Origin of the sequence: Nitrosospira multiformis ATCC 25196, from assembly GCF_000196355.1 — a bacterium.
GTDB lineage: Bacteria > Pseudomonadota > Gammaproteobacteria > Burkholderiales > Nitrosomonadaceae > Nitrosospira > Nitrosospira multiformis.
This window is the reverse complement of the sequence record NC_007614.1, coordinates 1,866,587-1,891,891: the sequence shown is the minus strand read 5'-3', so window position 1 is coordinate 1,891,891 and position 25,305 is coordinate 1,866,587. Positions and strand designations below refer to the sequence as shown.

Sequence of the window (25,305 nt, the reverse complement as noted above, 5' to 3'; positions counted from 1 at the left end):
TCGAATAAGGTGACGTAGCTCCGATATTCAGCGGTGCAGTGGATGGGCAGGCTTGCAGATGGACGTTGTGCCTGTTCTAGAAAGCTTGAAGTATGCGCGCTCTATCCTGCCAAGCGGGATTGAAAACGTATTGCATCTTTTCTGTCCTTTAACACCAATTTGCCAAGTGCGGGAAGAATAATAAACGTACATACCATAATCCAGAATATGCCTATAGTAATAATCAAACCCATACTGGCAATGCCCGGATGCGGGGAGAACGCCAATCCCCCAAAACCGGAGGAAGTGGTAAGAGCCCCATAAAATATGGCTCTAGCAGTGCTGGATTGGTAGATATCGCGAGCTTCCGCAAGCGAATGGCGCAGCTTTACCAGCATGTGAATGCCGTTGTCAACTCCTAACCCTAGTAACAGCGGCAGGGCGATGATGTTGGCAAAGTTAATGGCGGTGCCGGTGATCGTTGCGCTTGCCAGGGTAAAAAGTCCGGCTAGTACGAGCGGCGTCATGATCAGGGCGGTATCCAGCATGCTGCGCCGGATAGCGAGCAGTAGCAGTGCGATGGCAACCAGGGCGATTAAAACAGCTTTCTGAAAAGCCTTGGTAACCTCTCTCATGGATTCCCAGTAGATGATGGGTAAGTCGGTGGTTTCGGGAGTGATTGATTGCACTTCCGTGATGAATTCTTCCAGACTGGCTAAATCGTTCAGGTCTTTTTTCGGAAAGATCTGGATGCGATACAAACCGTCCCTGCTCAGCCATTTATCCCTGATATCAGGGGGCAGGTCAGATAGCGTGATTGTTCTGGCTTTCAAGCTGACTGATAGATCGTTCATCACAGCCGGCAGCGTGCCGAGCAGTGCGGTCTGGATTTTTTCAATGAACATCTCCCGGCTGGGTTGGTACCGTGTATCAAGCTCGATCAAAATATCCTGCAATTCCTTTTTTAAGCGTGTGAGTGAAGCACGCTCCTCCATATTGGATTTTTCAGGCAGGATGGTGTCGATAGTTCCAATCAAGCGGGTGATCTGCGGAGCTGGATCACTATGCGCTTTGAGCTGGGGGAAGTTCTCTACTTCTGCACCAAGCATCAGTCCCATTTCTTCGATCAAGGCCAATTTTCTGTCCTGATCAGCGGGTTGAAGGTCAAAAAGGCTGACAGTTTTATCAACCGAAGGTAATGCCGAAAGCTTCTGTTGCAAGATTTTGGTGCTGCTTTCATCCCTGCTCAGGACAGCCAAGGTCAGCGGAGTGGTTTCCTCGTCCTCCATTAATTTTTTGAAAGCGACAACAGATTCGGTATCAGGATCGCGAATATTAATCGGATTAAAGTCCGTTTTTACATTGAATGCCAACACGCCGGAGATCAGGGAAACAACAAGTGTCATAAGGGAAATCGGTTTGGCGTATTGAAGCGGCAAAGTCGCCAGTTTCTTTGAAAGCTCCGAAGGAGAATGAGGAGCTTTTGCCGATCGGAATTTTGCCGGTGCTGGCAAAAGTTTTAATAATGCCGGCAAGGCAATCAGCGTAACTAACAGGGAAATAAACAGGCTTGTTCCTGCCAGCAGACCAAGCTCGGCGATGCCTTTATAATCGGTCGGTATAAAAGCATAAAGTCCGATGGATGTAGTACCGGCGGCCAATAGAAGTGAGGGAGCTATGGTCATTAAAGTCATACGTAGTGCACGTTCTTTACGGTGGCGATTCAGCTTATCCCGATAGCGTAAGCAGAAGTGGATCGCATATTCCACGCCCAAGCCGACATTGGTTACTGCAAATGCGAGTGAAATCAGATTTAATTCTGCTACGGAAAAGGCGGCGAATGCCCCGCAAAAAATTACTCCTAAGGCTAGAGTTATCAACGTGGCTACTGTCAGCAAAATGGAACGGTAGGCAATTACTAAAATAAACAACACCAGTACAACCGAGAAAATACTGGCGTTAAAAGTGCCGGTACTAATGCCTGCCAGTTCATCATCTTCAAGGGCAGCTTCGCCAGTCACCCACACCTTGACAGCGGGGAGATAGGGATCCTGAATGCTGGCAATAGCTTTGTTGATGGATTCAATCGCATTTTTCGCAGGACGGATATGTGAGTAATCGAATTTAGGCGAGACAATAATAAACTCCTTGCTGGAGTGCGTTTTCTTCTCGGAAATCATCGATTCCCAGGAGAGCAAAGCATTTTCGCCACTGAGTACTTTATCTAAAACCCGTGTGACTTTATCGGTTAGCGGGGTTAGATCAATGATTGCAGCACGAGTCGTGTCTCCGGACTTTAGCGCATCCTCTAAAATAGAAAAAAAACCGGTTAGATTGGTTTCCTGGGCAATTCTGCCGATGAACGGCTGGGCGAGTGACAAGCTGTTGGATAAGCTCTCCAGTTCACCAGTATCGAGATAAAGCAACCCGTTCTGACGAAAAAATTCGTTGTCGTAGGGGATATAGGCCGAATTGAAATGATCCGTGTTGTCGCGGAGCAGGCGCAGTAATCTTTTACTGGCGGATTTGGTTAATTCGGGTGTATCTCCGATTCAACCACCAGCAAAAGCGTGTGCAAATCCTGTGAAAAGGCTTCCTCATAAGAGCGGCTGTATTGCTGAAAAGGCGCATCCGGCGCGACCAGTTTCGCAGTGTCGGTGTTTATGCGTAAATGGACAAAAGTGTATTGAAAGGCCAGGGTAGCGAGCACAACCAGTATTGTCAGGACCGTAATCGGATGGCCCAGAGTCGAGTTTCGCCAGAAGGTGTAAATGCGGGTTCTCGTCATATTCATAAAAGTAGGGCCGACCTCCCCCACTAATAATATGCTCATGAAAACGGTGGTGTCAGAAAAGATTCAGCCAAAGGAGCCGGGGGATACGGCGCCGTTTCCTTCCCGAATGAGTATTGCATGCCCTGCAGAATAGCTCTAAACAACTTGGTTGCCCGGAATCGCCTCGGGAGAAATCCGATTATTTGATAAAGCACTCACATGGAACTCGTTCTCATAGGCGTGATGGCACTGCTCACTTCCGCACTGACGTTCTTCTCCGGATTCGGGCTCGGAACGATCCTGATGCCAGTGTTCGCGCTATTCTTTCCTGTGCCGCTGGCAATAGCAGCCACAGCCGTTGTGCATTTTGCCACCAATCTCTTCAAATTTGGACTGATGGCCAAGCAGGCCGATTGGGGGGTGGTGGCGCGGTTCAGCGTGCCTGCCGCAGTAGCCGCAATAGCTGGGGCATTCGTTCTCAATCTATTCGACCGCTTACCGGTCATTACGCGCTACATGCTCGGCGGATCGACCTTCGAGGTCACCGTCGTCAAGGTCGTCATCGGGGTTCTGATCGTGATCTTCGCTCTACTGGAGCTTTGGCCCCGCTTTCAGGCCCTGGCATTTCGGCCGCGCTGGTTGCCCGTCGGCGGCGCGCTTTCCGGATTCTTCGGCGGCTTATCGGGTAATCAGGGAGCTTTGCGCTCTGCCTTCCTATTGAAAGCAGGTCTATCGAAAGAAGCGTTTGTTGCCACCGGAGTTGTTTCTGCCGTTATTGTTGATGCGGCGCGACTTGTAGTGTATGGGGCCGCTGTCATTGCAACGCATTTCGAAGAGATACAGGCAACGGTCACGCCGATTATCGTCGGATCGGTCTGCGCCTTCGTCGGAGCATTCCTGGGCAAGCGTGTGTTGGAGAAAGTCACCTTGCATACTGTACGACTCATTGTAGCTGTAGCGATGTTAGCGATTGGAGCTGGACTCGTGTCTGGCCTGGTCTAACCCCCCATTCTCAGAAACTTTGCGACCGATTTGAACCGCGCCACCTTATTTTCCGCTTTCTGAGTCCACTCTTTAGATATTGATACCATCGAGCGAAAGCAGCCGTTAGCACGTATCCCAGCAAATCTGGCTCATCTCGCAGGTCATCATGCAAGGTATTTCCCGAAAAAGCGTGGGAAATGCAATAACGTCATGTTGGCCTATATTATAAGAGTGCACCCGCTTGCCTTACTCAACATGCTCAACGGCCTTATGTTGCTCTTCTTTGTCATTCTAATGACCGTGTCTCCTTGTTGCTCAATGGCAACTGCAGAGATGGGTACGCGCAAGCCCGGCGAAGGAATGAATGCCACTGAAAGGGACGGCAACATTGATGGCGCCATTACGGCCCGGGTGAAAGAGGCAATTTACAACGAACCGTCGCTCAAGGGCGAAGAGGTCGCCATTGAAACCTGCCAGGGAAAGGTCAGGTTGACAGGCGCAGTAAGCTCTATACTTATCATGGAAAAAGCAATCGAAGTCGCGCGCAGGGTGGAAGGGGTAAAAGAGGTGAAAGATGAGATGCAATTCAGGTGGCAGTATTAGTGCATTCTGAGATTGTTCTCCGTATTGCATATGTTGGATTAATGCCTCTAAATATGAAGGAGGAGAGGGATGATATGTAACCAGCCCTTTCCCATGGGTGCAGGCATTGCCCTTTGCATTACTTTTGGTCGAGGCAGCGCTATAGGGGGCGGATTGGAAACCCCTGGCGACCTGCCGCCTAAGTTTGGGAACGGGTATCCAGTTTTGGGAACGGGGATCCAGTGTTCTGGCTACTGTAAAGAGCTCTAGTCCCTTCATTTTTTCGCATGCAAAAATTCCTCATTCGCTGGGCTAAGCTTCCCGCGCCCATCCCCCATACCGCCAGATATTCCGGATCACGCAGATACTTGCTTGTGTGCCCGGATCAGCTTCATGGTTTCAAATAGACCGAATGTTGCCAAGCCGGCAAAAAGGCAAAATGCGACCTCCGCAAGCTGTAGCCTGCCAAAAGAGAACAACTCGCTTAGTGCCGGAACGAAGATAACCAGCCCGAGGCCGCCCATTGCTCCTCCTGTCACCCACCAAAGAGCCGTATTCCGCGATTGAAGGGAGGCAAATGCCGATCTTGATCGAGACCGGTTTGTAAAAATCAGACCCAGGCTGGCCAAGACCAGAGTCACGAAAGTTATTGCTCGCGCCTCATCGGCTCCGAGCCCGCGGTAGAGCGCAAAGCTGAATATTGCCTGTACGATCAAAAGCAGAACCAAGCCCTGCCCAAATCCCAGGACCAACAGTTCACGATCGAAAAGCGGGGTATCCGGTGATCGCGGAGGTCGCCGCATGATATCCGCCTCCTCGCGCTCTGCCTCGAAAACGATGGAGCATGCCGGGTCGATGATCAATTCCAGGAATAGAATATGCACGGGCATAAGAATTACGGGCAAGCCCATTATCACGGGAATGACAGACAGACCAACGATCGGGAGGTGGACCGCAATGATGAAAGCGCTGGCCTTTTGCAGATTGTCGAAAATCCGTCGTCCAAGTCTCACTGCCGAGACGATTGAAGAAAAATCGTCATTTAGCAGCACCAGCGCGGCAGACTCGCGCGCGACGTCCGTCCCCCGCTTCCCCATGGCAATACCAATGTCCGCCGACTTCAGTGCGGGCGCATCATTGACTCCATCACCCGTCATGACCACGACTTCGCCACTCGCCTTGAATGCATCCACGATGCGAAGCTTTTGTTCGGGCACGACTCGGCAGAAGATATTTACCGACCGGATACGCTCCTGAAGCTCGGCATCGCTCAGGCTCTCCAGCATCGACCCCGAGATCGCGTTTTCGGGCGATTGAATGCCGATCTGCCGCCCAATATACATTGCCGTAGCCGGGTAATCCCCGGTAATCATTACGACCCTCAACCCCGCAGCCCGGCTTTCCTCGATTGCAGCAGGAACCTGCAGGCGGATAGGATCCGCCAAGGCAATCAGACCGAGGAACTGAAACGGGAAATCATGCTGGAGATCAGGCAGCCGCTGCTCGTTGAATTCAGCCTTGGCTACTCCCAGCACGCGCAAGCCCTGATCAGCCAAGTCATTGACCTGAATGACAATTCCTTGCGCAGAATCCGCATCAAGATGGCACAGGTCGATGATCGCTTCGGGCGATCCCTTGGCGGCAACGATATAGTTCACCTGATCAGGAGACTGCCAGACGCGGGACATGGCCAGTAAGCCATGCGAGAGGGGATATTCGCTCATCAACTGCCAATCTCCATGCAAATGCTCGGTATCCGCCAGCAACTCGTGTCCGGAGTAGCGGATTGCGATCTCCATCGGGTCAAACGGATCCCGGTGGCTTGCCAGAACGGCGAATTCAAGGGTTTCATGGAATTTTTCTGGCAGAGCAAATGGATCTTTTCCCGCGGCATCGAAGACCTGGCCTGCGCTGAATATCCGTGCAACCGCCATCCGGTTTTGGGTGAGAGTCCCTGTCTTGTCAACACAAAGCACGGTCGCCGCCCCGAGCATTTCGATTGCGGGAATTTGCCGAGTCAGCACTTTTTCCTTCGAGATGCGCCATGCGCCCAATCCCAAGAAGACCGTGAGGACAACAGGCAATTCCTCGGGAAGAAGCGCCATTGCGAGCGTCAACCCGGCGAGAAAGCCATTCAGCCAGTCCCCTCGAGTGGCTCCATACCAAAGCGCAACAATGCCCGCCAGCGCGAAACCGATTCCGGATACTTGCTTCACTACCCGCGCGACCTCGCTTTGCAAGCGGGTTGGTTTCTGCTCTATGGTCGCGAGCGCCTTGCCGATCTGGCCAATAGAGGTGTCAGTGCCTGTCCGGATTACCACCGCCACTCCTTTTCCCTGCACGACAAGCGTGCTGGAAAAGATAAATGGCAAGTCATTCCCGCCCGGCGCGCCGATTTCCCGAGGATGGCCATCATTTACCCGTTTGCGCACCGGGACAGATTCACCGGTGAGGACCGATTCATCGACGGACATGTGAGCAGATTCCAGAAGAATGGCGTCCGCTGGAACACGATCTCCCTCAGACAAGATGATGAGATCGCCACGAACAACCTCACGGCCGGGAATGCGCTCTTGCTTTCCTCCGCGGATAACCAGCGCGCGAGGACTGGAAAGATCGCGCAGCGCCCCCAGCGCCCTTTCGGTCTTGCGCTCCTGAACAAAAGTGATGCCCATGACAACGAATACGAAGCCAAGCAGCATCAGGGCCTCCTGCTTGCTTCCCAAGAGCAGATAGATTGTGCCGCAGGCGACCAGAAGCATGAACATGGGCTCACGCGCCACTGAAATTGCGATGGCGAGCACGTTGCGCGGCTTTGCTGAAGGAAGTTCGTTATATCCATTCTCGGCGAGGCGCCGGGATGCTTCATCATGAGTCAAGCCGGCCAGCGGATCAACTTCAGGTGGCTTGTCCATACGAAGGATAACGAGCGAAATTATGTGATATTAAGGCTAGCACCCTGCCCGGAAGTGCGCGGAGAATCTGCAAGCTATTGGTCCCACCGCTCACGAACGATCAGCTTAGCCATCGATAAGCTGCTCCAAGTCCGAGAGGGCCAGAACTGTATGCGCCAATGGCGAATCTTCGTGAAACCCTTAAAAGGGATTATGTCCATGTGCATTGATGGTCCTCCATGTAAAAACCGTCATGTCACAGTTTGACCAGGGGTTCGAGGATTACAATGAGTATCTCATAAAGGGCTGGAGATGAAATCCCCATGACTATTCATCCCGCGGTCAATTACTAACACTAACCGCATCCTGTCCGGTTTCATAGGGGCAACTCCAGCAGCTGCAGATAAGCCTCCCGGCCGTAATTGGATGATCGTACTAAACTTAGCTTAAGTCCAGCCTGCTTCTTTACCGGCTTCTTTCACTATCATGTTGTATCTCTACCTCTTTCTCGCCGCCTTTCTGGCATTTTCACTTAGCGCATTTTGTGGAGGAGGCGCCGGATTATTATTGATTCCCATCCTTGGCTATTCTCTTCCGGTAAATCAAGTTCCAGCAGCACTTACTCTTGGAGCCGTAACAAGCTCATTTTCCAGAATCTGGATATTTTTCAAAGCCATTCGTTGGGATATGGCTAAATTGTTTCTGCCAACAGCTATGGTAGGAGTGATTTTAGGCGTAAAAATGCTAGGTTCAGGACCTATTAATTTCATGATTCACGAATAGGATCAAATGTGATTCACTTATGGCGGAGGTGCTGCCATGAGAGATTTGTTTTACCTGTCGGAAACACAGTTCAACCGTATAAAACCTTATTTTCCCTTGTCCCACGGAGTTCCCCGTGTTGATGATCTGCGGGTGATCAGCGGGATCATCTACGTCATTCGGAATGGCCTGCAATGGAAGGATGCCCCCAGGGAATACGGGCCGCACAAGACACTGTATAACCGTTTCGTGCGCTGGAGCCGACTGGGCGTGTTCAACCGCATCTTTGTGGAACTGACCGGTAAAGAGGAAACGCCCGAGAGGCTGATGATCGACGCCACGCATCTGAAGGCCCACCGCACGGCAGCCAGCCTGCTAAAAAAGGGGATGTTCCCCGCCGTATCGGTCGCACAAAGGGCGGCCTGAACTCGAAGCTTCATGTGGTCTGCGACGGTCAGGGCAAGCCTGTGGCCATGCTCCTGTCCGAAGGGCAGATGAGCGATTACAAGGGAGCACGTGTGCTGCTGCCGTCATTGCCCAAAGCCAAAACCCTGATTGCAGACCGCGGCTATGACGCTGCCTGGTTCCGGGCAGCGTTGCGTGCCAAAGGCATGACGCCCTGCATACCGACAAAAAGGAATCGCAAAATCCAGATCAAATACGACAAGACCCTCTACAGGCAAAGGCACAGGATCGAGAACATGTTCGCTCGGCTCAAGGACTGGCGCAGGATCGCCATGCGTTACGACCGCTGTGCCCATACCTTCTTCTCTGCCATCTGTATCGCCGCAACTGTCATCTTCTATCTCAATTAATGAGTCCTGAGCCTAAGTTATCTGGAGCCGATGTATCTGGAGTTGTGCATGAGCTTGTTTCTTATCTCTAATCTTCCCTGGCTTTTTAGAAAACAGGAGCAAAAGCACGTCGTATTGTTTCCTGTTCCACCATGGCAGCTCAGAATGGTCGGTTTTTTGGCGGGCTTTATTTCTGGTTTGACCGGTGCCGTGGGGGTCCTGTTTAACCGTTTTTATTTTCGCTACGGTCTGGGCAGCCATGAAATTATTGCAACCCGTGCTGCGAATGAAGTCTTATTGCATTTAATCAAGCTTTATCTTTATGCGGCATTGGGTTTGTTTCAGCTAAAAACCATAGGACTCGGCCTGATAGTTGCGCTAGCCGCCATTCTATCCTCTGGCTTCATGAAATTCGTCTTGCCCAGGGTATCTAGAGGACTATTCATGCGGGTTGGCTACAGCGCCATGGTGATCTCTGGCGTATTGATGCTAAACAGCGCAATTGTTCATATCAAACTTGCAAATGATCCCCATCTTAGAGTGATTTTTTTGGCTGAAGAACTAGGCTCAGGACTCATTAATTGAGATAGAAGATGACAGTTGCGGCGATACAGATGGCAGAGAAGAAGGTATGGGCACAGCGGTCGTAACGCATGGCGATCCTGCGCCAGTCCTTGAGCCGAGCGAACATGTTCTCGATCCTGTGCCTTTGCCTGTAGAGGGTCTTGTCGTATTTGATCTGGATTTTGCGATTCCTTTTTGTCGGTATGCAGGGCGTCATGCCTTTGGCACGCAACGCTGCCCGGAACCAGGCAGCGTCATAGCCGCGGTCTGCAATCAGGGTTTTGGCTTTGGGCAATGACGGCAGCAGCACACGTGCTCCCTTGTAATCGCTCATCTGCCCTTCGGACAGGAGCATGGCCACAGGCTTGCCCTGACCGTCGCAGACCACATGAAGCTTCGAGTTCAGGCCGCCCTTTGTGCGACCGATACGGCGGGGAACATCCCCTTTTTTAGCAGGCTGGCTGCCGTGCGGTGGGCCTTCAGATGCGTGGCGTCGATCATCAGCCTCTCGGGCGTTTCCTCTTTACCGGTCAGTTCCACAAAGATGCGGTTGAACACGCCCAGTCGGCTCCAGCGCACGAAACGGTTATACAGTGTCTTGTGCGGCCCGTATTCCCTGGGGGCATCCTTCCATTGCAGGCCATTCCGAATGACGTAGATGATCCCGCTGATCACCCGCAGATCATCAACACGGGGAACTCCGTGGGACAAGGGAAAATAAGGTTTTATACGGTTGAACTGTGTTTCCGACAGGTAAAACAAATCTCTCATGGCAGCACCTCCGCCATAAGTGAATCACATTTGATCCTATTCGTGAATCATGAAATTAATAGGTCCTGAACCTAGAGGCTAGATTGACCTGGAAGACGTTGATCTATTCGGTGGAGTTTAATTACAATAGAGGATTAGAGTTCGAAAAGGTCGTTCCCCTGTCGTCTCTTTCGATCGAACGGCAACACTACGTTCAATCCTTGCGGGGCGGAGCCGCAAAAATCGTTGTCGAAAAAGTGTATACCTTGACAACAATATTCTATGAGGTCGATTATTTTGACGAGCAAGATCGTTGGATCAAGAAAATTGAGTTCGACTGAGGGCATCAGCAGACGGGGCAATTTGGATTAACCCGTCGATGCCGTCATATCGCCTGGTCTTCAGAAAATCCCTTTAGATAGAACCTCGGTATGGAATGGTGACCCCATAAATAGTTATTTTGGTGGTTTTTTTGTTGATCCGATACACACGGGCGCGAAACCATCAATATCTTCGCCGCTTCTGCATGTTTGAGAGGGTGCTGCACAATCCATACCGCAGCTCCATCATTAGCTGTTCCTTAAGCAGCTGCGTGTCGTCGATCTGTTTCTGGGAAGCCTGATGCGCTCTGCTTCTTCTGCTTCTTCTGTTTCCAATCCCTGGAATCCCCAAGAAAAATTCCGGCGGTCCTCACAGGCGCGCGCATATTTCAACCGCCAGCAGAGTATCTACTAAAGTGGGGGGCGAGTACCATCATCATCTTCGCCCAGCAAAAGTCTCATGGAAAGTACACTCGTTGAAGAACATTTGATTATCATGTGACATACCAGGCTGCGCTCTTTTGGTTCTACCTGATTCTCACCAGGCGGGCGTTATTCCCTCGGTACCAGAGGCTCTCACGTATCATCTCGTAGGAGTTTTGAACATGCTTGAAGGCGTGCGAAAGGCATTTTCCTGGTGCCGGAATTATCCGGACCGAAAGCCCCTCACCTTGCTTAGGTAATACTCAGCGGTAAAGATATGTATCCCGGAGTACTAGTTGATCGTGAGCAAGTTGATGTGCTTAATCTTCTGAGCAATGTGCTGCCTGCAGTACGAATTGCTCTGGGGATCATGCTGTTTTCGAGTATATCGGCAATGCTTCATGCAGCTTCTTTCACGGTTCAGGCAGAACCTGCAAAAGAGGAATTTTCCATCACCGAACAGCAAGCGATCGCACTGTTCTATCAGCGCAACCTCGGCTTGATCGCAGCCAGCCTCAACATCGATAACGCCAGGGCCCAGGAAATCATCGCCGCAGCGATTCCCAATCCGGTATTCAGTTTTACAGTTCACGAACTGGCCCCAAAGGCATTCGCGCCGGAAAGCCGTCACCTGGCAGTCCCCGCGTATTTACCGCAGATTCAGCAGCTCATAGAAACGGCCGGAAAACGGCGTTTACGGATAGAAAGCAGCGAGCTGGCTACCGAGGCTGTGAACTTCGACGTGCAAGACGTTGCACGCGTGCTCACAAACACCGTGCGGCGCAGTTTTTACAACCTCCTGTTGGCCCAGAAGACGATCAAGGTTGCACGGGATAACCTCGAGCATTACCGGGAAATTCTGAGGGTAAACGAAATACGGCTCAAGGTAGGCGATGTTGCGGAGATGGATTTCGTTCGTATCGAGGTTGAAAGCCTCAAGGTTCAAAGCGATCAGGATCAGGCAAGGGCTGCATTGAATCAGGCACGGGCCGACCTGCTATTGCTGCTGGGCTGGCCTGAAAACAGCATAGAAATCAATGCCGCCGAAACCTGGCCTCAAGCAACGCCCGAGATTGCGCTGGCGACGCAGGATCAATTGGTTGAACGCGCGCTGGAACGACGTCCGGATATGCGCGCTGCAAGGATACGCATCGCCCAGGCGCGAAAAGTGCTCACACTCGCGCAACGGCAGGTTATTCCCGATGTGACAATAAGCGCGTTCTACGATCGGGATCAGGGTAACCAGTTTCCGCGTACTGGCGGCGTGGGTATCAGCATACCAATCCCTTTGTTCTACCAGCAAAAAGGTGAAATTTCCCAGGCTCGCGTAGGTTTGACTTCCAGCGAACTGGCATTAAGGCAGGCCGAGTATGACGTGCGCGCTGAAGTCATGAAGGCCTCGGCAGCTTGGCAAAGCGCCGACGCCATAGCCCGGCGCTTTGAAACTTACGTGGTCAAAAAAATCGAGGCATTGCGCAAGGCACAGGAAATTGCTTATCAAAAAGGGGCAGTGGGAGTGCTGGATCTGATCGATGCTGAGCGAAGCTATCGGACAATTATGCTGGATTATTATGCCGCGCTGGCAAACCGCAGCAAAGCCTGGGCTGATTTGCTGATGGCATATGGCGAGGAAACCGGAAATCCGCGCTATCAATCCGGCAGCAACCAGGATGATTGGCGGTCCGCGCGTTCCCACCGGGTGAATTTCGGTAAATAACCCTTTGCAGGCTGACGTGCCGTTTATCCCATCTTCCCGATCCTGACAGTCCGCATCCTGCATCATTCCTTCATGAAGCTAATCCACAGCGCCTGAACGGCTTGAATATGAAATGAAGTTACACCTTGTTATTCAGCTTGCGACAGGATTGCTGTGCCTGTCCCTGCTGGCCTGCCAGCAGCAAAACAACAGCGAACCCCAACACACGGCTGTTCTGCCGCCTGCAGACGAAGTGATATTGCGGCCGGAATCGCCCAAGCGTCAGTATATCGGGGAGGCCGTTATCGAACTCGTTCAGCGGCCATTGATGGATCCTGTCACGGGCAAGATTACCTATGACGAAATCCGCACGGCGCGTGTCTCCTCGCCGATTGCCGGACGCGTAATCGGCGACATTGCCCCCCTGGGGGCACCGGTTCGCAAAGGCGACACACTGGCGGTGCTGGATAGTCCGGACCTTGGAGAAGCGCAATCCGCTTACGCGGCCGCCGTGGCCGATCTGAATCTCGCCGAGAGGAATTTTCAGCGGATACAGGAGTTGTATGAGAACGGCATTGCGCCGCGCAAGGAGCACGAGCAGGCCGAAGATAATCTGACACGCACGCGCAGCGAGGCCGAACGGGCCAGGCTCAAGCTTGCAAACCTGGGGGCGCGTCCGGGACGAATGGATAACCGCTTTTCCCTGCGCGCATCCATTCCGGGAACGGTTACGGAACGCAATATCAATCCTGGGATGGAAGTCAGGCCGGACCTTGTTGCACCGCTGTTTGTCATTTCCGACCTGCAGCAGTTATGGGTGCAGATGGATATTTTCGAGAAGGATATCGGCCAGATTCACATAGGCACGAAGATTGTGCTGAAAGTGCCTGCCTATTCCGGCCGGAATTTTAATGCGACTGTCAGCTACATCAGTCAGGTGGTGGACGAAAGCTCGCGCACGGTAAAAGTGCGCTGCATTCTGCCTAATGAGGATGGCCGCCTGCTGCCTTCCATGTTTGCCGCCATCGATGTCCAAAGCGATGCGGGCGATCTTGCAATTGTCGTGCCATTAACGGCACTATTTACCGAGAACGAGTCCGACTGGGTCTATGTGAACATCGGAGATTACCGCTACCGCAGGCGTCCGGTTAAAGTAGGCCTGCGTCTCAAGGACCGCGCCGTAATTCTCGAGGGCCTGAAGCCGGGTGAGCGCCTGGTCGTGCATGGCGCCCTGCTGTTGCGCACCGAGCAGGACACCGAGCATCAAACCGGGGAAAGCGCACCATGACTTATAAAATCATTGCGTTCTGCCTGCAGCAGCGCCTGCTGGTCCTTATTGCATCAGGATTGCTGGCGGTCATCGGCCTCTTTTCGTTCGAGCGTCTGCCGATACAACCCTTCCCCGACGTTCAGAATGTTTTCGTCCAGGTCGTGACGCAATACCCGGGACAGGCCCCGGAAGAGGTGGAAAAACTTATCACCCTGCCGATCGAAAAGGAAATGAACGGCCTGCCTGACCTGCTCAACATACGTTCAGTATCCATTTTTGGCTTATCGGTGGTTACCCTGACTTTCGACGATGCCGCCGAGGATTATTTTTCGAGGCAGCAAGTGCTGGAGCGGTTGAAATCAGTCAGCCTGCCAGCGGAGACCAGGCCTCTGCTCGGACCTCTGTCAACGGGCATAGGAGAAATCTATCGCTACCGTCTGGAAGCACCGGGGGTTCCGCTGGTGGAACAGCGCGCACTGCAGGATTGGGTAATCGAACGCACCATTCGGTACGTCCATGGCGTAGCGGATGTGGTGGCCTTCGGAGGCGGCATCAAGGAATACCAGGTTCAGGTGGACCCGAACAAGCTCAAGAATTACAAGCTGACGATTACCGATGTCTATACGGCCATCAACGCCAACAACGCCAGTATCGGAGGCGGCTACATCGAGCACGGCAACGAAGCATTGGTGGTTCGTGGCGCCGGGCTGCTGAAATCACTGGAAGAAATCGGCAATATCGTTATCGCTAGCAACCAGGAGGGAGTTCCCGTTTTTGTCAAGAATGTTGCCGAGGTGGTCATTGGCGCAGCGCCGCACACCGGGCTGGTTGGTTTCAACGAGCACGATAATGTGGTTGAAGGCATCGTCCTCCTTATCAAGGGCAAGGACGCGAATGAAGTACTGAAAGGCGTCAAGGCCAAAATCGAGTTTCTCAATAATCACGGACTGCCGCCCGGCATCAAGATCATTCCCTTTTACGACCGAACTGAACTGGTGCGGCACACCGTTCATACGGTCGAGCACAATATGTTGCTCGGAGCAACACTCGTGCTGGCGATACTGGTTATTTTCCTTCGCCGGTTCTGGGCCGCATTGGTGGTGATCATCGTCATTCCGATGTCCTTGCTGTTCGCGTTTATCCTGATTGAAACCTGGCATATTTCCGCCAATCTCATTTCGCTTGGCGCGATCGACTTCGGCCTTATTGTGGATGCGGCGATCGTGCTGGTCGAAGCTGTCATGGTCAAGGTAACGCTGGAAATGCGCCAGCACGCTACTGCGGCGCACATGCGGCAATCGATGCTCATCACTGCGGCGGAGATGTCCCGGCCCATGCTTTTTTCCCAAGCGGTCGTGATCGTCGCTTTTCTGCCGATTTTCACCTTCCAGCGGGTTGAGGCGAAAATCTTCTCTCCGATGGCCTATACACTTACTTTCGCCATGCTGGGCTCCCTGATCATCAGCCTGACCCTGATACCCGTCCTATTGAGTTATATGCTGGGGCCAAAGCTCACGGAGACGCATAATCCCCTGGTGCAGGCAATGGAACAACGCTACCACAAATTACTGGAAGCGGTATTGGCCAAGCCCAGAAAATTATTTGCTCTCGCCGGAATCGCGCTGGCCTTGTCACTGGCTTCCACGCCGCTGATCGGCACCGAGTTCATGCCCAAGCTCGATGAGGGCAATATCTGGCTGACCATCACCTTGCCAACACCGGTTTCGTTGAACCGGGCAAAACTTCTGGAACAAGAGATACGGGCAAGCATACTCGAATTTCCCGAGGTCAAGTCCGTGCTCACACAACTTGGACGCCCGGAGGATGGCACCGATCCCAAAGGTTTCAACAATCTGGAACTTCTCATCGATCTCAAGCCGAAGGAAACCTGGCGGTATGGCAAGAAAGACGATCTGGTCAAGGCCATGAATAAGCGCCTGCAAGTGTTCCCTGGCCTGCTGCTTAATTTCTCCCAAGTGATTCAGGACAATGTCGAAGAGGCGATTTCCGGCGTCAAGGGCGAAATCGCCATCAAGATTTTTGGTCAGGACCTGAAGATCCTCCAGGAGAAAGCCAACCAGATAACAGGAATTCTGAGAACCATAAGGGGCGCTACTGATGTGGCTGCTGAACAGCAATCCGGACTGGCTCAGCTCCTTATCTCCATAGACCGGGCTAAAATTGCCCGCTATGGTATTAATATTTCCAACGTAGAAGATGTAATCGCCATGGCCGTCGGCGGCAAGGCGGCAACGCAAATTCTTGAAGGAGAGCGCCGCTTCGATGTCACCGTGCGGCTGACGGCGGTGACGCGTGATTCCGTGGGAGCGATTGAAGATATAACCGTTCTCTCGCCTAATGGCGGGCGCATTCCACTGGCCGAGCTGGCTGAAATCAAGGTCAATCAGGGTGCTTCCCGTATCGGCAGGGAGGATAACATGCGGCGTATCGCCATCAAATGTAACCTGATCGGACGCGATCAAGGGAGTTTCGTAGCAGAGGCGCAAAAAAAAGTCGCGCAGCAGGTTCATCTGGCGCCAGGTTACGAAATTGTCTGGAGCGGCCAGTTTGAGAATCAGCAGCGCGCGATGAAACGACTGTCGTTTATCGTGCCCGTCAGTCTGATCCTGATTTTCCTGTTGCTGTTCTGGACATTCCGGTCGACCAGGCATGCATCGCTCATTGTCATGAATGTACCGTTCGCGCTGATCGGCGGCCTGGTCGCCCTCCTGCTGACAGGCATTCACTTGAGTGTATCGGCAGCGGTAGGTTTTGTTGCCTTATTTGGAATCGCCGTGCAAAATGGGGTGATCCTGATATCCAAGGTCAACCTGCTCAGGCGGGAGGGGCTTCCTTTACATGAAGCCGTTCTGCAAGGCTCCATCAGCCGCCTGCGGCCTGTCGCGATGACAGCGCTCGTGGCAATGCTGGGGCTGTTGCCTGCCGCGCTTTCCACCAGTGTGGGAGCGGAAGCAGTCAAACCTTTCGCAACGGTCATTATCGGCGGGCTCATGAGTTCCACCATTCTTACCCTGACCATGCTTCCTGCGCTCTACTCCAATTTTGAAAAATAACCACAACACCCTGCTCTTATGAAAGAAATCCGCGCATACATTGAGCCCTTCATGTTATCCAAGGTAACGCAGGCGTTACTTGAAATTCCGGATTTCCCAGGCATGAGTGTCTCGGATTGCCATGGTTTTGGCAGAGAGCGGGTCGCCGATAGCAGTTTCGATCCTTATATGCCGAAAAAACGCATCGAAATCTTTGCCTCCGATGAGCAGGTGGACAATATTTTCAGCACAGTCATGCAGACCGCCAACACCTATCAGGACGGCGCAGGCAAAATTTACATCATAGATGTGAGTGGAAGTGGGAATATCAGCAGCGGAGAACGTCATCAGGAAGATTCCCCTTCCAGACCGGAATAACAATCATTAAAAGATATAGTTTTCATTTCCAGTATTAATTATTTCGACCTATAAGAACCCTCAAGCACGCCTAAAGCATCAAATCCTCACCCTTTTCAGTTCGAGGGTGCAGTGTGATTTTTAGCAGCTAGCCGTGCCGGACGTTGTTTCCTGCTCTTCCTCGATCATTCCGTTATTTAACAATGAGACCCATATCGCTGAGACGACATATCGCGCTTGGTTTGCTCTTTGCCTTTACCGTCACGGCAACTTACGCGAAGGATGACTGTCACGTCATCAAGAAGCTCGCGTTGCCAAAGCAGCAACTTTACCGCCGTTGAAAAAGCAATAGAGCCAAGACGTTTAGGTACTTACTCAAAAATTTACTGCATCCGAACACGCAGTGACCTGGTACTGGACATCGTAGTGTCCGCCATCCCTCCAGTCCTCGGCGCTTTAGAGAGCGCAATTGTCTCTAGCGCTCCAGGCAGGAGGTGCTATATCTAAATAAATCCGAAAGCCGCATATCCTTCTATAAATTTTTGATAGCCTGGGAAATCTTTATATAAGAGAGGGGAAAGGAGTTTCATCATGAAGACTGCAAATGACGTCATCCCCAAAAACTGTAGCAGTTCTAAATTAGAGTAAAGTCGCCTTCTGGCTCCCTTATTGAAGGAGTATGAAGCGATGAAGAGATCCCGATTCACCGAGGTTCAAGTAGCGTATGCGTTGCGGCAGGCAGAGGCCGGTACGGCAGTAACGGATGTGTGTCGCAGTCCTGGCATATCTGAAGCCACGTTTTATATCTGGAAGAAGAAGTATTTCGATCGGCTGAGCAAGCTCATTTTGAAACTAGCTCTTAACTCCGCTGGTTTTTTTGTTTTTGCCTTTTCTTTTTTCAATCAGCTGTTTTTTGTACTTCGAGGAGCGGCGCAAAGCCGATGCTTGGGCCTTCAGGGTTTATCCAGAATACGGTGTTTTCTGGAAAACCCTTGAGCGATCCTTGATGGAAATGGCGCCTGAAAAGATCGTGGGGATAATTGCTGGAAAAATTTCTTACTCGTTTGACATGTCCTGTATGAGTTCTCGCATAGACGGCGTATTTAGGCATAACTCCTTCCCGGTTATATCGAAGCTTCTATTTTGACGGGGGTTTATTGCAGTATCAATGCAGAGAGTGAAGCTTGGAAGCATTTTAAAGAACGTGATCGGGCGGGATGGCTGTGTTCCAGGTATTGTGCAGAAACCACTCGAGAGGGTACTTGGCGCAGCGGCAATTGCTGAGCGACGCCTCAAATGAGCTTCGTTCTCCTCTCGCAAGGTTACAGGTCGCCCTGGAGCTTGTGTGGCAGCGGTCAGGCGAGCAGGCTGAAAAGGAATTGAGCCGCATGGAGACGGAAATAGAACGCTTGAATGAGCTCATCGGGCGCCTACTCGAACTCTCCCGCCTGGAAGCAGAAGTGGATTCCGCTCATGCCCGAAAAGGTGGATGTACGGGAACTACTTGAAGAACTCGTAGCGGATACGCAATTCGAAGCAGCAGCGATGGGCTGAGATGAGGGCAAAACTGAACTTCCCTGACTCAGGACCTCCCTTTCAGTGCGTCGCGGAGATTTTCAATAGCGCTTTCAAGTAGCTTCAATCCATCTACGAGTTGCTCCTCGTTGACGTCCATATCCAGGAAGTTAACAACCTCCTCGGCCGCTCTCCTGAGTTTGTCATTAGCATCACTGGCATTCAACCCATTATGAGAAGGAGCATGTCCTGGCACGTGCTCATGAGGAGCAATCTCCGGGACGGGCATTTCGCAATAATCCAGCGCTTTCTGCCATGGATTGCTTGCGTTGCGGAGTTCGCCAATATCAACACCAAGACGTTCCGCTATCGCATGAGCCAGTTTATCGGCCCATTCGGTAGCGCTGTCAAGCTCGCTTGCAAGCTGCCACATTTCACGCCCGCTATTTTCACGTGCATTGTTTTCATGCTCGCTGTTCTGTGTTGGCAGTATCGAAGCATTCTCCTTCCGTTCCTGATAATGCGTGTGCGCAGCCCCCAATGCATTTTCGATGGCATCTTGCCACCAGTCCATGCTCTGGTCCTCCTGATCAAGAAGGCTCTCGAGGTGGAATGGTTTGGGTGCAATTGGATGTGCGGGCGGCAGTGGAGCATCGGCAATGACAGCCCGGATAAAGCGAGCCGCTTGCGCGGGGGCACTCTCTGGATGGCATGGATAATCTGTCGCGTTGTCCACTTCAACAGTTTTCGCCTCCATCTCAAGAGCGTCGGCTACGTATCGCAAAGCTTCTTTATCGAATCCCGCTGGTATATTCATTCCATTTCCTCGTAATCAAGAAAGTGATGTCTCCCGGACTTTGCAGTCGTAGTGTTCGATACTCATACTCAGGCGTTCGTACTCTTTTTCCTATTTTGGAGACTCCAGATTCCCTATCGATCTTACATGTATTTTGGTATGGGATACCCTGAAGGACTCATTTCGCCCCCCTGCTGCGGCTTTACCGCGGGTTCCATATTGTAGTAAAAAACGCGGGGCGTATGAGCGTGCCAGGTGCAAAGGCCTCTTGTCTTATCAATGAGTTGGTTGTCGCCAACTCATTTTCAAAAGGTTAAAATAAAGGAATTCTCCCATCTATTATGAAAATCGGTCGAAATTTTACCATTGTAATGAAGACCCTCCCGATTCATGCTATCCGCTGAACCTGTTGCCATCTTCACCCGGTCCTGGTCGCTTTATGATCTGATCACGGAGCACAACTACATGTTTCACCGGGAGATCTATGCCGGGGTTGGGGAGCTTTTGAGGTCGCGTGCTGAGCGGGCAGAGTATCGCCTGCTGGACCTGGGATGTGGCAATGCCCGCTATCTTGCGCCTTGCCTGAAACGCTCTCCTCCTTTGAGATACGAAGGTGTGGATTTGTCCGAGGCTGCGTTGAAGGAGGCGAGGGAATATCTCGCAGAAGTGCCAGGCGAAGTCAGCCTGACCCAAGGAGAGCTCCTGCAGACCATCGAGTCCATGAATCAGACGTGGGATATTATTTTCTCCGGGTTTGCCATTCATCATCTGAATCTGGATGAAAAGGCGCGGTTTTTCCAGGCGGCGCGACACTGCCTCTCAAAAGAAGGCTGGCTGATACTGGTGGATGTGGTACGTGAAGAAAATGAGGCACGGGAGGATTTTCTGGACGATTATCTCAATTTCATGCGGGAAAAGTGGACGAGCGTGCCGCCGGATCAACTGGAAGAAGCATGCGCGCACGTTCGCGATCACGATTATCCTGAATGCCTTTCTACCCTGCGAAGAATGGCCGGGGAAGCCGGGCTTCGTTCTACCCGGGTGATCAGCCGTCACGCGCAGCATCATACGCTTCTATTTTCGCGAAACGATTGATAGCAGCTGTAAGCAGCTATGCCAGGATACCCGGCTCCATGTTGCAGAAGTTGACCCTCCTGTTCCCCTTCTGGATGATCCTCTCGGGGCTGCTCGCCTTGTATGCGCCGGAGTCACTGGCTTCGTTCAACCAGGGTCCCCTGATGGTGGTCGTTCTTGCCTGCATCATGCTGGGCATGGGACTCACGCTATCGGTGGAGGATTTTCGCCGCATCGCGCGGAGCCCGCGCGCGGTAGCCATCGGCTTCGCCGCGCAGTATTCCATCATGCCTTTGACGGCCTGGACAGTCGCCGAGGCGTTGAGCCTGCCTCCTCATTTCGCGGTGGGACTCATCCTGGTGGGGTGCGCTCCGGGTGGTACCGCTTCAAACCTGATCAGCTACATCGCCGGCGCCGATGTTGCACTTTCAGTCGTCATGACGGTCTGCTCCACGCTCGCAGCCGTTGTGCTCACACCCTTGCTGACCCAGCTTTTCGCGGGCGCTCTCGTGCCGGTCGATGCCTGGTTGTTGTTCAAGCAGACCTTTCAAGTCGTGATTATCCCTGTCTTTCTGGGCGTGCTGCTCAACCGGTGGGCACCTCGCCTGGTCATGCGGGTTCTGCCTGTTGCTCCGCTGCTTTCAGTGGCAGGCGTGGTTTTTATCTGTACGGTGATATTTGCCGCCAATGCAGAGGCTATTCTTGCCTATAGCGGAGAGCTTATCCTGGCGACTGCGCTATTGCATGGGGTCGGCTTCCTGTTCGGTTATTGCTTTGCCCGCTTGTTTGGCTGTTACGGTAACAGCGCACGCACGATTGCCATCGAGGTGGGGATGCAAAACTCGGGACTTGCCGTCGTGCTGGCCAAACAGGCTTTTCCATTGTTGCCGCTTGCACCCGTCGTTGGCGCGGTTTCCGCCGTTATGCATTCGCTATTGGGCAGTGTGCTTGCGGCATTATGGCGCCGAAATCCGGCTCCAGTTCAGAAAGAGTTCATTTCGCCTGTACCGCAGACAATCTCCGTGCGGCAGGAGGAATAGTGCTATTTTCGTGACCTGCAGGAAATTGCAGTAATATAGTGCTCATCAAATGCAGACAGAGCGAGCGGAAGGGGCAGTGATAGATGGATAGCAGCTTTGTAACGATCAGCATCCTCGCCATCCTCGCTCTGGCAGGTTTCTTTCTACTGGTCGTGTGGTTCTTTCGAAAAATGGCGCGGGGAGAAATCAGCATGGGCAGCCACATCGCGCTTCTGGTGCTGCTCGCAGCCATGCTGCTCGTGCCTTTTGCCATGAATTTTTCCGCTCATCTGATATCCAGTATTGAACATCGTTCCGGCCACTCGGAAGAGGCGTCTTCCCAGCGGGGTGATTATTAGCTTGCGGCGATTTACTTTCATCCACAGCTGAGGTGATCGCACATGCCGAACCAGCGAACCGATATGCCTCATATCACAAAAGTCTGGCCGCTGCTGACGGGAACAATCCGTTATGAAAAGACCATTTCGACCCGTAACCGTGGGCATGGGGAATTTATCGCGGCGCCAATTCTTGCTTATTTGATCGAAACGTCGAACGGACGCATCTTATATGATACGGGTTGCGACTATCGCAAGATTTCCGATCCCATCTTGCGCACGTCATTTGATCCCATGCATCCCCTGGTTGAGCCGCTGCCGATCTGAGGGAGAATCTGGTGGAGGAAATTGCGCCGGGATATTGCTGGCAGGATAACGCGTCCCTGGTGCTGGCCAGTATCCGGAAGTTAAAGGCGCTGGAGAGCAGCGAAAAGTGCGAGCTCTGGCCTAACCACGATATGGATTTTTTCATGAGCTTGCCACGTTTCCCTGCCTGGAGGGACTGAAAAAGACGGTGGGTGGGCCGCGGCAAGAGGATTCCCGATATTTTTACTGCGCCTTCTGCTTACTTCGAGGGGTGAGCGCGACCCTCCGCGTTCACAGTCTGTCCTTCACGTATGGCATATTCACGTTTCGCCTGCTCTAGCGCCATTTGCCGGTGGGCGGCAGCTTCCCTGATGTTCTCTTCCACATTTGCCTCGTATTTATGAAGGAGGGCTGCGGTATGCGACTTCAAATCCTGCGCTTGGCGTCCGTAGAGATACCCCTTCTCTTCATAATACTCGAGTAGCTTTTTTTGCTCATCAACCTTGGTTTGCATTTCCTTGGCCGCGTTCTCAAAATAGTTGCTCAACGCATCATGATCACTGGGAGTTCTGGCGTTCTGTGCTGCCCTGCGAATATTCGTGTTCTGGACAGCCTCATGCGGGCTCATTTGCGCACATGCAGCCAGTAAACTGAAGGATAAAATGGCGAAAATTCTCCTTGTTTTCATGTCGCACTTTCCTTTAAAATCAATGCGGTTAATGCCAAAAGATAGCGAAAAGATTACAAAAAACAGTGGAGTAGAATAAATCACAATTTCAGGACAGCTCTGCCTGAAATCAGGGGCAGGGTTAGGGTGAAAGCAGAATCAAGGCGGATCGGGCCCCGATTATTCTTTATTTATGAAGGAATTGTAAGAAATTATAGCTATTTTGTCAACTATTATATGTTTAAAGTGTCTAAAGACAAGGCGCAGGCTGCCAGTAGTCTATAATGAAGCCGCTAATTCTCATATGACGGGGGTGGAAGGGGGTATATCAGATGCTAAATACGATAGGTGAACGGCAGAAGCAATTGCTCAAGCTTTTGCGTGGGAGCAGGCCAGGCCTGAGCGTGGATGAACTTTCAAAAGGTCTGGAGATTACAAGAAACGCAGTTCGGCAACATCTTTCTTCCCTGGAGGGCGCCGGTCTGGTAACGGCTGGAAATACACGCCCGTCAGGGGGCGGAAGGCCTCAACAGCTTTACGTTCTTACCGAACTTGGAAAGGAGAGTTTTCCCCGCCAGTATTCCTGGCTGGCCCAACTGGTGTTGGCCTCGGTTCGGCGCGAAGAAGGCGTTGAAAACATGGGTAAGCGTTTGTCCGAAATCGGTGCAGGTATCGCAGAGCAGATACGGGGTCAATATCCGGACTTGAATACAAAGGAGGAAAAAATTGACAAGCTGACAGAAGTAATGGATCAGCTTGGCTACAACGCGAAAAGTGCTACCTTGCCAAACGGCGAAAAGGTGATTGAAGCGGATAATTGCGTATTCCACCAGATGGCGGCAAAAGATATGGAAATCTGCCACCTCGACCGCGGCCTCATGGAAACTTTTACCGACAGCAAGGTTGAGCAACATGAATGTATGGCTCGCGGGGGAGAATTATGTCGATTCAGGTTTGTATCCAAAAAGGAGTAGTTTCTACTCCTTTTTTTTGCCTCTATTTTCTATTTTATTTTTTATTGATTTAAATCCCATCACCCCTTCGACGGCAACAGTAACGTCGATTCCACAAGTATATCCACACCGTTTTCTCCCATTATAGCCCTGGCCGGTATATTCTCCCCGGCGCGCCACCTTGCTACCGCCTTATGCTTTGATTCACCGCTTACCAGAAATATTATCCTTCGCGAACGATTTAAACGTGCCGCACTCAGTGACACGCGCTGTGGGGGCCGCTTGGGGGAATTGAATATTGCCAGTGTATCGGGCGAATCCGGCGCCATTCCCCAATCATTACCCGGGAACAGGCTTGCGGTGTGGCCATCCGAACCGAGCCCGAGCAGCGTCAAGTCGAAATAACCTGCACCGCGCAGTGTTTGTGCGTACGCTTCCGCAGCTTTATCTGCGCGAGGACCATTGGGGATGGTATGAATCTGGACTGGAGGAATGGGCACATGGCTAAGCCATGCTTCCTCTACCATATGGGAATTCAGTTCTTCCTGAGTGGGTGGCATGCAGCGTTCGTCTCCATAATAGATATGCCAGAGAGACCAATCTGCTGGGGCGCTGCATAATCTCCGATAGATTGCACGCGGTGATTCACCCCCGGCAAGAACGAGATTAAAGCGTCCACGCTCCTGAATGGCAGAGGCGGCGCTATCCAGGATAGCAGCCACCGCTGCATCCTGAAGGGCGGTCAGGTCGGCGTATTCATGCCATCTGTATTGTCGGAGATCGGTTGATTCCATCAGTAGAGATTCCTTTGTTATTTTGATGTGTAACCATAATGAACATTGACATGGGGGGCTTGGTCAGTCTTGCCGGACGGCCCATCTTCCGCTACCCAGGAAAAATATCGCAAGACCCGAGAATAAATAAAACCCTTGCAATTCAAGCGCCCAGCCTCCCGTGTTGGTGAACGTAAATAACTGATCAGAGTGGGCCAATAAAAGCGCAAAAATCATGTTACCGAAGATCAGCAAACCGCCGAGACGCGAGAAAAGGCCGAAGATCACCATTAGCGGCGCGACGACTTCACCGAGGTAAACGCCGTAAGCCAGTACGGGTGGCAAATCGATGCCGGTCAGTTGCTTGCTGATGAAGTCAAGGGATGCGGGGTTAAGTATTTTGTGCAGCCCGTGAAATAGTATCAATACTCCTACAGTCAGGCGCAGAATCAATTTACCTAAATCATCATTTCGGAGGAAATTTTGCATAAGTATCCTTGAGAAGTTGAATATCGAAGGCTCAAATCCATTCGCTTCTTATTTATCTGGAATCCACCGCTCATAAATTATTGTGGACCGGCTGATTATCGCGGTAATTGTTTGTAATGCTCATATTCCAGATAACCTGTTCAACATATCATGGCTGGAAGCCGGCTCGGCAGT

The 25,305-nt window shown here is 52.0% G+C and carries 25 protein-coding genes and 1 pseudogene; 17 read left to right on the top strand and 9 right to left on the bottom strand.

The window, feature by feature from the left end; translation table 11 throughout:
* Positions 1-101: 101 nt before the first annotated feature.
* Positions 102-2,480 (bottom strand): MMPL family transporter, encoded by a 2,379-nt coding sequence (locus NMUL_RS08665; protein ID WP_080557685.1) that lies wholly within the window; start codon positions 2,478-2,480, stop codon positions 102-104.
* A gap of 29 nt (positions 2,481-2,509) precedes the next feature.
* Positions 2,510-2,773, bottom strand: coding sequence for a hypothetical protein (locus tag NMUL_RS16170; protein WP_080557684.1), 264 nt, complete (start codon positions 2,771-2,773; stop codon positions 2,510-2,512).
* 198 nt (positions 2,774-2,971) lie between these two features.
* Here NMUL_RS16170 and NMUL_RS08660 point away from each other — a divergent pair, with 198 nt between their 5' ends.
* Both NMUL_RS08660 and NMUL_RS14955 read left to right on the top strand, forming a co-directional pair.
* The gene (locus NMUL_RS08660; RefSeq protein ID WP_011380971.1) at positions 2,972-3,754 is read left to right on the top strand and encodes a TSUP family transporter; all 783 of its coding nucleotides are present in this window, start codon (positions 2,972-2,974) and stop codon (positions 3,752-3,754) included.
* Positions 3,755-4,054: 300 nt separating this feature from the next.
* Positions 4,055-4,339 carry a BON domain-containing protein gene (locus NMUL_RS14955; protein ID WP_238529786.1) on the top strand — a complete coding sequence of 95 codons (285 nt, stop codon included), beginning with the start codon at positions 4,055-4,057 and terminating at the stop codon, positions 4,337-4,339.
* A 335-nt stretch (positions 4,340-4,674) separates the two neighbouring features.
* Here the strand turns inward: NMUL_RS14955 and NMUL_RS08650 are convergent, their stop codons facing one another.
* Entirely contained in the window at positions 4,675-7,233 is a 2,559-nt protein-coding gene (locus NMUL_RS08650; RefSeq protein WP_011380969.1) for a cation-translocating P-type ATPase, read from the bottom strand.
* Positions 7,234-7,698: 465 nt separating this feature from the next.
* On the opposite strand from NMUL_RS08650, the gene NMUL_RS15365 reads away from it, so the two are divergent.
* The 3 genes from NMUL_RS15365 to NMUL_RS08635 all read left to right on the top strand — a co-directional run bounded on the left by NMUL_RS15365 (position 7,699) and on the right by NMUL_RS08635 (position 9,353).
* On the top strand, positions 7,699-7,995 hold the full coding sequence (locus NMUL_RS15365) for a TSUP family transporter (RefSeq protein WP_080557683.1): 297 nt from the start codon (positions 7,699-7,701) through the stop codon (positions 7,993-7,995).
* Positions 7,996-8,031: 36 nt separating this feature from the next.
* Positions 8,032-8,789 (top strand): IS5 family transposase gene (locus tag NMUL_RS15360; protein ID WP_148235532.1). Its coding sequence is split into 2 segments (ribosomal slippage): positions 8,032-8,365 and positions 8,365-8,789, totalling 759 coding nucleotides; the frame shifts between segments, so codons are not numbered across the junction.
* A gap of 6 nt (positions 8,790-8,795) precedes the next feature.
* Entirely contained in the window at positions 8,796-9,353 is a 558-nt protein-coding gene (locus NMUL_RS08635; RefSeq protein WP_336434172.1) for a TSUP family transporter, read from the top strand.
* Here NMUL_RS08635 and NMUL_RS15355 read toward each other — a convergent pair.
* A protein-coding gene (locus tag NMUL_RS15355; protein ID WP_148235532.1) for an IS5 family transposase occupies positions 9,346-10,103 on the bottom strand; the annotation gives its coding sequence in 2 pieces (ribosomal slippage) (positions 9,346-9,770 and positions 9,770-10,103; 759 coding nt in all). The two genes, NMUL_RS08635 and NMUL_RS15355, sit on opposite strands and share 8 nt — an antisense overlap.
* 1,038 nt (positions 10,104-11,141) lie before the next feature.
* On the opposite strand from NMUL_RS15355, the gene NMUL_RS08615 reads away from it, so the two are divergent.
* From NMUL_RS08615 to NMUL_RS16350, 6 genes and pseudogenes are all read left to right on the top strand, one after another.
* Entirely contained in the window at positions 11,142-12,542 is a 1,401-nt protein-coding gene (locus NMUL_RS08615) for a TolC family protein (protein WP_238529785.1), read from the top strand.
* Between the two features lie 112 nt (positions 12,543-12,654).
* Complete coding sequence (locus NMUL_RS08610; RefSeq protein WP_011380967.1) at positions 12,655-13,809, top strand: efflux RND transporter periplasmic adaptor subunit; 1,155 nt, start codon at positions 12,655-12,657, stop codon at positions 13,807-13,809.
* Positions 13,806-16,865 carry an efflux RND transporter permease subunit gene (locus NMUL_RS08605; protein WP_011380966.1) on the top strand — a complete coding sequence of 1,020 codons (3,060 nt, stop codon included), beginning with the start codon at positions 13,806-13,808 and terminating at the stop codon, positions 16,863-16,865. Before NMUL_RS08610 ends, NMUL_RS08605 begins: the two co-directional genes overlap by 4 nt.
* Positions 16,866-16,883: 18 nt before the next feature.
* Positions 16,884-17,222, top strand: coding sequence for a P-II family nitrogen regulator (locus NMUL_RS08600; protein ID WP_011380965.1), 339 nt, complete (start codon positions 16,884-16,886; stop codon positions 17,220-17,222).
* A gap of 182 nt (positions 17,223-17,404) precedes the next feature.
* The gene (locus NMUL_RS15960) at positions 17,405-17,542 is read left to right on the top strand and encodes a hypothetical protein (protein ID WP_167535569.1); all 138 of its coding nucleotides are present in this window, start codon (positions 17,405-17,407) and stop codon (positions 17,540-17,542) included.
* A 346-nt stretch (positions 17,543-17,888) separates the two neighbouring features.
* Positions 17,889-18,023 (top strand): annotated as a pseudogene (locus NMUL_RS16350) (transposase); the annotation flags it as partial.
* A 76-nt stretch (positions 18,024-18,099) separates the two neighbouring features.
* Here NMUL_RS16350 and NMUL_RS15955 read toward each other — a convergent pair.
* Positions 18,100-18,312, bottom strand: a complete 213-nt coding sequence (locus NMUL_RS15955) for a hypothetical protein (RefSeq protein ID WP_167535536.1) — start codon at positions 18,310-18,312, stop codon at positions 18,100-18,102.
* Between the two features lie 151 nt (positions 18,313-18,463).
* Between NMUL_RS15955 and NMUL_RS15350 the strand changes: the two genes are divergently transcribed.
* The gene (locus NMUL_RS15350; protein WP_202944816.1) at positions 18,464-18,709 is read left to right on the top strand and encodes a histidine kinase dimerization/phospho-acceptor domain-containing protein; all 246 of its coding nucleotides are present in this window, start codon (positions 18,464-18,466) and stop codon (positions 18,707-18,709) included.
* Between the two features lie 74 nt (positions 18,710-18,783).
* Here the strand turns inward: NMUL_RS15350 and NMUL_RS08590 are convergent, their stop codons facing one another.
* A complete protein-coding gene (locus tag NMUL_RS08590; protein WP_011380962.1) occupies positions 18,784-19,533 on the bottom strand; it encodes a hypothetical protein in 750 nt (249 codons plus the stop codon).
* A 369-nt stretch (positions 19,534-19,902) separates the two neighbouring features.
* Here NMUL_RS08590 and NMUL_RS08585 point away from each other — a divergent pair, with 369 nt between their 5' ends.
* The 4 genes from NMUL_RS08585 (at position 19,903) to NMUL_RS16165 (ending at position 22,270) form a co-directional block, all read left to right on the top strand.
* On the top strand, positions 19,903-20,607 hold the full coding sequence (locus NMUL_RS08585; RefSeq protein ID WP_011380961.1) for a class I SAM-dependent methyltransferase: 705 nt from the start codon (positions 19,903-19,905) through the stop codon (positions 20,605-20,607).
* 38 nt (positions 20,608-20,645) lie between these two features.
* Positions 20,646-21,626: a bile acid:sodium symporter family protein gene (locus NMUL_RS08580; RefSeq protein WP_041352498.1), complete on the top strand. Its 981-nt coding sequence runs from the start codon at positions 20,646-20,648 to the stop codon at positions 21,624-21,626.
* 83 nt (positions 21,627-21,709) lie between these two features.
* Positions 21,710-21,964: a hypothetical protein gene (locus NMUL_RS08575; RefSeq protein ID WP_011380959.1), complete on the top strand. Its 255-nt coding sequence runs from the start codon at positions 21,710-21,712 to the stop codon at positions 21,962-21,964.
* Between the two features lie 42 nt (positions 21,965-22,006).
* Complete coding sequence (locus NMUL_RS16165; protein WP_011380958.1) at positions 22,007-22,270, top strand: MBL fold metallo-hydrolase; 264 nt, start codon at positions 22,007-22,009, stop codon at positions 22,268-22,270.
* A 238-nt stretch (positions 22,271-22,508) separates the two neighbouring features.
* On the opposite strand, the gene NMUL_RS08565 is transcribed toward NMUL_RS16165, so the two are convergent.
* Positions 22,509-22,937 (bottom strand): hypothetical protein, encoded by a 429-nt coding sequence (locus tag NMUL_RS08565; protein WP_011380957.1) that lies wholly within the window; start codon positions 22,935-22,937, stop codon positions 22,509-22,511.
* A gap of 311 nt (positions 22,938-23,248) precedes the next feature.
* Between NMUL_RS08565 and NMUL_RS08560 the strand changes: the two genes are divergently transcribed.
* A complete protein-coding gene (locus tag NMUL_RS08560; protein WP_011380956.1) occupies positions 23,249-23,890 on the top strand; it encodes a helix-turn-helix transcriptional regulator in 642 nt (213 codons plus the stop codon).
* A 59-nt stretch (positions 23,891-23,949) separates the two neighbouring features.
* Here NMUL_RS08560 and pgl read toward each other — a convergent pair whose 3' ends face one another.
* Together pgl and NMUL_RS08550 are read right to left on the bottom strand one after the other, a co-directional pair.
* Positions 23,950-24,663: a 6-phosphogluconolactonase gene (pgl, locus tag NMUL_RS08555; RefSeq protein ID WP_011380955.1), complete on the bottom strand. Its 714-nt coding sequence runs from the start codon at positions 24,661-24,663 to the stop codon at positions 23,950-23,952.
* A 63-nt stretch (positions 24,664-24,726) separates the two neighbouring features.
* Positions 24,727-25,131: a DoxX family protein gene (locus tag NMUL_RS08550; RefSeq protein WP_011380954.1), complete on the bottom strand. Its 405-nt coding sequence runs from the start codon at positions 25,129-25,131 to the stop codon at positions 24,727-24,729.
* Positions 25,132-25,305: the final 174 nt, after the last annotated feature.